Origin of the sequence: Thermocrinis jamiesonii (assembly GCF_000702425.1) — a bacterium.
Taxonomy (GTDB): Bacteria; Aquificota; Aquificia; order Aquificales; family Aquificaceae; genus Thermocrinis; species Thermocrinis jamiesonii.
This window is the reverse complement of record NZ_JNIE01000010.1, coordinates 1-8,991: the sequence shown is the minus strand read 5'-3', so window position 1 is coordinate 8,991 and position 8,991 is coordinate 1. Positions and strand designations below refer to the sequence as shown.

The following is an 8,991-nucleotide window of genomic DNA, read 5'->3' as shown; positions in this document are numbered from 1 at the left end:
CAAGAAGGTTTAAACTGCCAAACAGATAAAAGACTGCGAAAATGCCAAAAAGGTAAAGCCAGTCTCCTATTCTGTTCATTACAAAGGCTTCAAAGGCTGAGTTTGTAGCGTATTTTTGCTGATGGAAGTATCCGATAAGAAGATAAGAAGCAAGGCCCACACCTTCCCAACCAAAGAACATACCAAGGAGGTTGTCCGAAAGGACGATCATGAGCATAGAAAAGAGGAAAAAGGATAGGTATGCGTAGAACTTGTAGGTCCATTGACCAAAGAGGTTTTGCATGTATCCGATGGAGTAGATGAAGATCAAGGTTGCTATAAGGCATACCAAGGATGCGGTCAGGGAAGAGAGTGGGTCAAAGTAAAGTCCAAGCGTTAGGGTGTAGTTTCCGAGTGAGATAAACTCATAAAGTGACACTGAGAATGGAGAAGAGAGAGCTTTTATTGATGCTGGTATGGAGAGCAAAAAGGCAAAAAAGGATCCAAGAACTGTGATGATGGCAGAAGGTAAATCTCCTAACTTCCTTCCAAATAAACCTACTACGAGAAAGGATATTAAGGGAAAAAGGATTATCCCGATTTCCATTATTACCCCCTCATGTCCGTAAGCTCATCGCTGGATTCTACCTTCCTCAGGCGAAATATAGCTACTATTATACCAAGACCTACTGCTGCTTCTACCGCCGCAAGGGCTATGATAAACAAAGCAAAGATTTGACCGTCCGCCAATCCCAGATAGGCATCTGCGCCCACAAAGGCAATATTTACCGCATTGAGCGCCAACTCTGCGCTCATAAGTATAGTGACTAAGTTTCTTCTTACAATCATGCCAAACACACCAAGACCAAAGAGGATTATAGAAAGTATGAGGTAAGCCTCAAGGGGAACCATCTTCATAAGTCTTTTCCTCCTTCCTTCCTATGATCACCGCACCTATCATACCCACCAAAAGCACCAAAGACACAAGCTCAAAGGCAAAGAAGTATTTGCTAAAAAGCACAGAACCAACCACTTCCGTATTGCCCAAGCTTTTTATATACTCCCTTATCTCTCCTTTTGGTGAAACGCTCACGCCGAGTAGAAAAACGAGGATGATCTCCAAGTAAAAAGCCAAAACTATGGGAAAAGTCAGCACACCTTCCACTCGGTAGTGACTGTCCTTTTTGAGAGCCTTTTCCCAGGGGACTGCGGTAAGCACGAGTATGTAAAATACTGCAATGGCTACTGCGTAAATCAAAAGCTGAAGGGCTCCAACCAACTCCGCACCCGCCACAAAAAACACACCCGCAACCATAACGAGCGTAGAAAGCAAAGAAAGGATTACATACACAACATTTGAAAAGAGGACTACTCCTAAGGCAGAGAGAATAGCCAAAGATCCGAAGAATAGAAAAGCTAACCACTGCATCATTTCCTTTTCACCTCTGGAAGCGTTAAGTCGTTTTCATACCATAGCCTCATCCTCTGCTGATCATCTATCCATATACGATCCGGTTCTTGTTCTCTTCTCCTTTGCCAATCCCTTCCGATGCGCTCCAATGTCTTTAAGTCTAAAACTGCGTCCCTTCTTGTATAACTTGCGGTCTCGTGTATGTCGCTTTGAAAAAGACAATCTACAGGACATGCATCCACACAGAAGCCACAGAAGGTGCAAAGCATCATGTTCATGTTAAATACGCTTACTCTTCTCCTTCCGTTGGGCAGTTTTTCTCCCTCTATCTCAAACAGCTGAGGCACAGGACAAGCTCTTTTACACAGCATACACACCACGCATCTACTCTTTCCGGGCTGAACGTCTATCTTGAACCTCTCTACCCATTCATCAAAGGCAGGCTGAGGTTCTCTACCATCCACCACTTTGTGCCCAAAAAATCCTCTGAATCTTTTGGGTGGTGTGAGCTTCTCGTATGGATAATGAGTAGTTATAGTTTTGCTAAAGGCGTGCCTTATGGTAACAGAAAGTCCCCTTATAAAGTCTATGAAAAAGATCCTCTCAAGCCAGCTCAATGGTTTTTCAAAAACCTTTTTTATCATGGCTTACCTCCAAACGATTGGTGCGATTATTGCAGTAAGGACTAAATTTACAAAAGTTAAGGGAAGCATTACTTTCCATGCGGTCTCTGTAATCTGGTCTATCCTGTATCTTGGAAGGGTCCAATGAAGCCAAAGAACAAAGAGAAACAAAAGCCCTACCTTTAAAGCAAACCACACAAAGGGAGATAAGGGTCCTAAGAAAAACAATGGATCCACAAAGCCCACAAAGGGAATGTTTATGGGAGACCATCCGCCTAAGAACAGCACCACCCCTATGGCGGAAAGGGAAAGCACCTCCACATACCACTCTACCAACGGAAAGAGACCAAACTTTATGCCCCCGTATTCTACAGTGAAGCCGGTTACCAGCTCTGCTTCTGCTTCCTGAATGTCAAAGGGCACCCTTCCAGCTTCCGCAAGCAAGGCAAACATGTATATTACAAAAGCTATGGGCTGAAGCCATATATACCAAAGCTTTTGATCTATTTGCCTTTGGACTATTTCGTAAGTAGAGAGCGTGCCAGCCAGTATTATGGGACCCATTACCGCAAAGGTGATCACCACCTCGTAGGAAACTATTATGCCTGCCTTTCTCATACTGCCGATCAATGCATACTTGGAGTTGGAAGCCCAACCAGCCAAGGCTATGGCGTAAACTGCCATTGAACCGAGGGCAAAAACCAACAAAAGCCCCACATTTACATCAGTCAGGATGGGTTTAATCTTTATGCCAAAGATTTCAAACTCTGGACCAAAGGGAACCACCGCAAAGACCAAAACTGCAGGCACCAAAGCTAAAACCAGAGCTAAGTTGTATAAAAACCTGTTTCCATACCTTGGAAATATATCTTCCTTAGTTATAAGTTTTAGACCGTCTGCTAAAGGCTGTAAAAGCCCGTGCCAACCTACTACCATTGGCCCAGGTCTTCTTTGAATGTGAGCTGCTACCTTTCTTTCTACGAGCGTAAGATAGGCTCCCAAACCAAGAACTATAGCCAGAATAAACAAAATTTTTATACCTATTATTATCAATTGAACCAAAAGCCCTTCCATCTGCACCTCCAAAAAGGCTTAATTAGTTTATCACATCATCTATCTATTTCTCCCACCACTGGATCCAAGCTTGCCAACACTGCAACTGCATCCGCAATCACCCTGTCTTTCATAAGCTTTGGATAGACGCACAGGTTATACATAGAGCCGGGCCTTATCTTCACCCTGTAGGGTTTTACTCCGCCGGTGGAGTAAATGTAAAATCCAAGCTCACCCCTTGGGTTTTCACCGGAAGAGTATATTTCACCCTCTGGAACCTTTAGTCCTATGCCGTCCAAAGAAAGCTTCAGTTTCTTTGGATCCGGAGATTCCGCAAAGAAGGGTGCAGACTTTGGCATACTCTCAAGCTTTCTTACGCACTGCTCTATGATCCTTACGCTTTGACGCATCTCCTCCAACCTCACAAGATACCTATCGTAGACATCGCCGTTTTCACCTACTGGGATGTCAAACTCTACCCAAGGATAGGCATCGTATGGTTCAAACTTTCTGATATCGTAGGGAATGCCAGAGCCTCTCGCTACCGCACCCGTTAGTCCGTAAAAATACACATCCTCTTTACTGATCACACCTACACCTACGTTTCTTCTAAGCCATATTCTATTCCTACTTAGGATCGTTTCCCAATCCTTTAGCTCTTTTGGAAACCTCTTTATGAAAGCCTTTATAACCTCAAGGGCACCTTCTGGCAAGTCCATCCTAACCCCACCTATCCTTGGATAACTTATGGTTAGCCTTGCACCCGTAATACCCTCTATTATGTCCATAAGCTTTTCCCTTTCTTTGAAGGCATACAGGAAAATAGTAAGAGCTCCTATGTCCAAGGCGTAGGTGCCAAGCCAAAGAAGGTGGGAGTTTATTCTCTGAAGCTCAGACATCATGGTTCTTATATACTTAGCCTTTTCTGGAACAAGGTCCTCTATGCCCAAAAGTCTTTCTACCGCAACAACCCAAGCCTGATTGGAGCAAAGGGCAGATATGTAGTCCATCCTGTCTGTATAGACCAAAAACTGGTTATACATCTCGTTTTCCGCAAGCTTTTCCACCCCTCTGTGAAGCTGTCCAAGGATCACATCACACTGGACAATTCTTTCCCCCTCCAAATCAAACAAAAACCACATGGTGCCGTGGGTTCCCGGATGCAAAGGTCCCCAGTTTAAAACAAGCTGAGCCTTTTTCTTTAACCTTTTCCTTTCTGTTATCTCAAGGTCTTCCAAAGTTGGCACTGGAGTGTGCATCCGATCGTAGTTCATAAGCCCCTGCAGATTATCACCCCGTAGCACCTCATTTAAAGAAGGAAGATACTCGTTGGCATAACCTTCCAAAGGAAAGTCCTTCCTCAGAGGATGATACTGATAAGTTTCCCACATAAAAGCCCTTACTAAGTTTTCATGCCCTTCGTAAATTATGCCAAACATATCATAGCATTCCCTTTCGGCCCACTTTCCTGCAAACCAGAGCTTTTCAATAGAAGGCAAAGTTCCATCAGTCCAAGTTTTTACAACAACCCTCTTTCTTTCATCCACGTTGTAAAGGATGTAAAAAGCCTGAAACCTTGGAGACTTTTCGGGAAAATCTACCACCGAGTGATCTATAAAAAGCTTGTAACCCTTTTCTTCTTTGAGCGTTTTTAAAAGTTCTATGAGTTCATTCTTTGACACATGAAGGTTTGTAATGGTAGGCTTTACTTCAATTTCTAAGCTTTTAAACCTACCTTTTAAGTCCAAAAAGTCCTCTTCCTTAGCCCAAGGCATCCTTTACCTCCTAAGGATTAATCAATGTATTCCTCCTCAAACTGCCAATCAAGTACGCCCTTACGCCAGGCATACAAAAGCCCGTAGGTAAGTATGAAGATAAACAAAAACATCTCTATAAAGCCAAACATCCCTAAGTGACTATAAACAACCGTCCATGGGAATAGAAAGGCTGCTTCTATGTCAAAGAGTAAAAGCAATAAACCCAAAAGGTAATAACCCTGATGGAAGGTAGTTTGGGCTGACTTGTCATAAAGGGGCACACCGCACTCGTAAGGATAATCCTTAAGAGAGGAAGGAGCTTTGGGACCAAGAAGGTAATTTAAGAACACCATAAGCAGTGCAATACCAAGCACTACAAAGGCAAAAACAAGAAATCCCAAGTAATCCATCACTCTACCTCCCAAACAACATTTCAGAGATAGGACTTATGTAGTTCCAAAGTATCATGGGAAGAATGCCAAGAACTATTAGGGAAAGCGTCATGATTGCCATAGACAGTCTTTCAAAACCCGTAAGGTTGAGCGTCAAATCCTTTTCTTTTTCTTTCATGAACATAAGCACTACTAACCTAAGGTAATAACCCGTTGATATGCCCACCCCTCCTATCATTAAAATTGCTACCCACCAAAGAGCTTCAAAGGACAGAGACATAAATACAAGGGCTTTTACCAGAAAACCCACGGTTGGAGGAACACCCAACAGGGAAAATAGGCTCACCGCAAAGACCGATGCTAAAAAGGGCTGAGAATATCTCAAACCGCTAAACTCTTCGATACGATTTTCCCACCTTCCATCACGTTCAAGCACTGCCAAAACTAAAAAGCTAAGCATTCCCATTAGGGAGTAAGCAAGTAGAAAGTAGATCACAGCTTTTAGTCCTATAGTCTCGGCCACTGCAATGCCCGCAAGTATGAAACCGGAGTGGGCAATGGAAGAATAAGCCAGCATGCGCTTTACATCTTTCTGAACCAAAGCTGTGATGTTTCCATACAGAAAGGTAATCACCGCAAGAACGCTTAAGGTCAAAACCCAAGTTTGATGAAAGCTCTCCTGAACTAAGGGCATAACCCTAAGGACGGGTGCAAAAAAGGCAATCTTTCCCACGCTTGCCATATAAGCGGTTATAGGAGTGGGCGCTCCCTGGTAAGCATCGGGAAGCCAAAAATGAAAGGGAACCACACCTATCTTTATAGCAAAGCCAAAAAGGAAGAGTATAAGGCCAAGTATTAAAAGTTTCTTTTCAGAGGCATCTGTATGAAGAATTTGTCTGAGGTCCATAGAGCCACCGTAAAGGTAAAGAAAGACCGCTCCATAGGAAGCCAAAGCTATACTTAGCCCCCCAAGTATAAGATACTTAAAGGCACCTTCCTTTGAATTGAAGTCCCCCTTTTGAAGGGCTGTCATTATGTAAAAAGAAACAGATACCGCCTCCAAGGCAATGTATATGAGCAGTAGGTTGTAGGAGCTAGACAGAATCATGGCACCGAACAAAGAAAAGGCTAATATGTAGTAAAACTCGCTGTAGGTAGATTTCTTAAATTTCTGGTATTGATGCGTAAAAGCCAAAAGCAGTATGGTTAGAAGGATCATAAATACCTGAAGGAGAGAAGAAAACTGATCCCTTACGTAGAGACTGTAAAAAGTTTCACCTTTTAGCTCAAAGTTTAGCAGTATGTATAAGAGGGCAATAAGATAGCCCGTAATACTTACACCGATGGCTAAAGCGTGCGAGATTCTTTTGCTGATAATATCTAAGGTAAAGAGAACGAAACCAGTTATCAAAACTATTAGCTCTGGGAAGAACAAAGTTAGATTTGGATACTCAATGGATATGAGATCCTTTATCTCCATGGGATTCCCCCTACAACTTTTACTAATTGAGTCAAAAGTGTGTTTATGTATGCGTCAAAGAAGGAGAAGAATAGGAAAGGGAAAAGACCGACCAAAAGCATAGGAAAGACCACCAAAAGGAAAGCCAGAAGCTTAAAACCTCTAAGGTCCAAGAAATGAACAAGCCTTCCTTCTTCCTTTGTGTCTAAGTATAAAGTTTTCATAAGGTAGAGCATGTAAAGCACACTAAAGAAGGCACCAGCAATCACTAAAAGCGCAAGCTGGAGTGTGTATTCCTTAGCGCCCATGATCGTTAAAAACTTCCCCCAAAAAGAAGAACCACCAGGAAGACCCATAGAAGAGAAGGCGGTTATGCCTACCAAAAAGGCAAAGACAGGCATAAACCTTATGCTACCTCTAAGGGCATGCATGTTGAAGCTGTGTAGTCTGTTGTAGATAAAGCCCGCCATCATAAACAAAGAGGCAGAGGTCAAACCATGGGCAAACATTTCAATAATGCTCGCTCTTAGTCCTTCTTTGTTCAGAAGGAACATACCTGCGACCACAAAACCCATATGACTAATCGAAGAGTAGGCGACAAAGCGTTTTATGTTACTTTGGCTTATGGTAAACCAAGAGGCAAAGACTATGGTCACTATGCCCCAAAGAACGAGAAAAGGCATAAGGAAAACTGCTTCCTTTTGGAATAAACCTATGTTAAACCTAAGGAGGGCATAGGTTCCCATTTTCAAAAGTATGGCTGCGAGTACTACAGAGCCAGCGGTGGGAGCTTCACCGTGCGCGTCGGGAAGCCAGGTGTGAAAAGGCACTATAGGGGTCTTTACCGCAAAGGCTATAAAGAACAGCAAAAACAGGAAAATACCAAAAGCGAGATCGTATTGGTTTTGCAAAAGGTCAAAGTACGAGAAGGAAAACTTTCCAAACTGTTTGTAGTGATGCACAGAAAGGCTAACAATACCTAAAAGGAAAAACAAAGAGGATATAAAGATGTAGATAAAGAACTTGTAAGCGGAATAGAGCCTAAGCTTGTAGCCCCAAATACCTATTACAAAAAACATTGGGATCAACGTTAGCTCATAAAAGACATAAAAGACAAGCAAATCCCAACTGGTGAATACACCTATGAGGGCAGTTTCGGACAGCAAAAACCAGGCGTAGTATTCCTTCAGACGATGATTGATCTGATGGTCCCTTACAGACCAACAGATAGCAACAAAGGAGGTTAGAGTGGTTAGGATATACATAAGATAAGACAGACCATCTACACCAAGGGATAGCTTAAGGTTTAATTCTTTAATGAGCAAAAGCTCGTGGTAAAACTGCACCTTGTCAGAATTTGAAAAGTCAAAGTAAAAGAGAGAAACAAGAGAAAGAAGGAAGGTTAAACCGGAAGAGCTTAGAGCTATCCATTTGGAATGCCTTTCCTCTAAAAAGACTATGAGCAGTATTCCCAAAAGTGGTAAAATCATACTAAGTGGTATGAACGGAAAGCTCGCCCAATCCATGCCTCACTCCATAAAGTAGATGATTATTCCTATTAAAACTACCAAACCCAAAAGCAAGAAAGCTATGTAGTTATTCAAAAGACCCGTTTGAATTACACTTGCTTTTCTACCAAACTTAAAGGAAAGCTTAGCGACACCATTTACAAACAGATCGACAGTAAAAACATCCAGCTTTATCCAAAGGAACTTAACCACTCGGAAGTAAATGAAGTTCAAAAGGTTTATAAGACCATCTATAACAAACCTATCTCCAACCACAAACATTGCCCTTGAGGTTTTCATATATCCTCTTGCAAGTATTTTGTGGTAGAGTTTTTCTGTGAAGAACTGCTCTTTAAAAGTTGTGTGCATGGGCTTTAAAGACTCATAAAGCTTTTCAGGATCTAACACTTTCTTCACAAACACCAAATAGGCTAATCCTATACCAGCTAAAGCTATAACCACAGAACTTATGGCTATATCCAAATGGATCTCCTTCCTGTCCCCCAATACACCTACATACCACCCCTCAAAAAATCCTACCACCAAAGAACCTATAGCCAGTATGAGCATGGGAATTAGCATGATTGATGGACTCTCTTTTGGCTCTTCCTCAAAGTGCTCTCTGTGCCTCTCCTCCCCATAAAACATTACAAACCCTTCCCTAAATATGTAATACGCTGTTAAAAAACTCACAAAGCTTACAAAAACTCCTAAACCAAAAGACACCTCATACGCACTGCCTATTATTAGGTCCTTGCTCCAAAAGCCTGAAAAGGGGAAAATGCCTGCCAAAGCTAAGGCTCCCACAA

9 protein-coding genes and 1 pseudogene are annotated in these 8,991 nt (G+C 42.4%); all 10 read right to left on the bottom strand.

The genetic code is table 11. From position 1 onward, the window contains the following. The coding region (locus K217_RS0107405) for a proton-conducting transporter transmembrane domain-containing protein (protein ID WP_029552480.1) at positions 1–586 on the bottom strand (586 nt) is incomplete at its 3' end. A 2-nt stretch (positions 587–588) separates the two neighbouring features. Further along, positions 589–897 (bottom strand): NADH-quinone oxidoreductase subunit NuoK, encoded by a 309-nt coding sequence (gene nuoK, locus K217_RS0107400; RefSeq protein WP_029552479.1) that lies wholly within the window; start codon positions 895–897, stop codon positions 589–591. Beyond that, complete coding sequence (locus tag K217_RS0107395) at positions 878–1,408, bottom strand: NADH-quinone oxidoreductase subunit J family protein (RefSeq protein WP_425477627.1); 531 nt, start codon at positions 1,406–1,408, stop codon at positions 878–880. The genes nuoK and K217_RS0107395 overlap by 20 nt, the downstream gene beginning before the upstream one ends. After that, a complete protein-coding gene (locus tag K217_RS0107390; RefSeq protein ID WP_029552477.1) occupies positions 1,408–2,034 on the bottom strand; it encodes a NuoI/complex I 23 kDa subunit family protein in 627 nt (208 codons plus the stop codon). Before K217_RS0107390 ends, K217_RS0107395 begins: the two co-directional genes overlap by 1 nt. A gap of 3 nt (positions 2,035–2,037) precedes the next feature. Continuing rightward, positions 2,038–3,087, bottom strand: coding sequence for an NADH-quinone oxidoreductase subunit NuoH (gene nuoH, locus K217_RS0107385; protein WP_029552476.1), 1,050 nt, complete (start codon positions 3,085–3,087; stop codon positions 2,038–2,040). A 35-nt stretch (positions 3,088–3,122) separates the two neighbouring features. After that, the gene (locus K217_RS0107380; RefSeq protein WP_029552475.1) at positions 3,123–4,841 is read right to left on the bottom strand and encodes an NADH-quinone oxidoreductase subunit D; all 1,719 of its coding nucleotides are present in this window, start codon (positions 4,839–4,841) and stop codon (positions 3,123–3,125) included. A 17-nt stretch (positions 4,842–4,858) separates the two neighbouring features. Beyond that, positions 4,859–5,233 (bottom strand): NADH-quinone oxidoreductase subunit A, encoded by a 375-nt coding sequence (locus K217_RS0107375; RefSeq protein WP_029552474.1) that lies wholly within the window; start codon positions 5,231–5,233, stop codon positions 4,859–4,861. A 4-nt stretch (positions 5,234–5,237) separates the two neighbouring features. Beyond that, positions 5,238–6,695, bottom strand: coding sequence for an NADH-quinone oxidoreductase subunit N (locus K217_RS0107370; RefSeq protein WP_029552473.1), 1,458 nt, complete (start codon positions 6,693–6,695; stop codon positions 5,238–5,240). Next, positions 6,686–8,200 carry a complex I subunit 4 family protein gene (locus K217_RS0107365; RefSeq protein WP_029552472.1) on the bottom strand — a complete coding sequence of 505 codons (1,515 nt, stop codon included), beginning with the start codon at positions 8,198–8,200 and terminating at the stop codon, positions 6,686–6,688. Before K217_RS0107365 ends, K217_RS0107370 begins: the two co-directional genes overlap by 10 nt. A gap of 3 nt (positions 8,201–8,203) precedes the next feature. Then, positions 8,204–8,991, bottom strand: a pseudogene (locus K217_RS07800) (NADH-quinone oxidoreductase subunit L); the annotation flags it as partial.

What these genes read in the sequence shown, in the direction of transcription:
- nuoK (WP_029552479.1), bottom strand. Translation starts at nt 897, where the DNA reads ATGAAGATGGTTCCCCTTGAGGCTTACCTCATACTTTCTATAATCCTC.
- K217_RS0107395 (WP_425477627.1), bottom strand. Translation starts at nt 1,408, where the DNA reads ATGCAGTGGTTAGCTTTTCTATTCTTCGGATCTTTGGCTATTCTCTCT.
- K217_RS0107390 (WP_029552477.1), bottom strand. Translation starts at nt 2,034, where the DNA reads ATGATAAAAAAGGTTTTTGAAAAACCATTGAGCTGGCTTGAGAGGATC.
- nuoH (WP_029552476.1), bottom strand. Translation starts at nt 3,087, where the DNA reads ATGGAAGGGCTTTTGGTTCAATTGATAATAATAGGTATAAAAATTTTG.
- K217_RS0107380 (WP_029552475.1), bottom strand. Translation starts at nt 4,841, where the DNA reads ATGCCTTGGGCTAAGGAAGAGGACTTTTTGGACTTAAAAGGTAGGTTT.
- K217_RS0107375 (WP_029552474.1), bottom strand. Translation starts at nt 5,233, where the DNA reads ATGGATTACTTGGGATTTCTTGTTTTTGCCTTTGTAGTGCTTGGTATT.
- K217_RS0107370 (WP_029552473.1), bottom strand. Translation starts at nt 6,695, where the DNA reads ATGGAGATAAAGGATCTCATATCCATTGAGTATCCAAATCTAACTTTG.
- K217_RS0107365 (WP_029552472.1), bottom strand. Translation starts at nt 8,200, where the DNA reads ATGGATTGGGCGAGCTTTCCGTTCATACCACTTAGTATGATTTTACCA.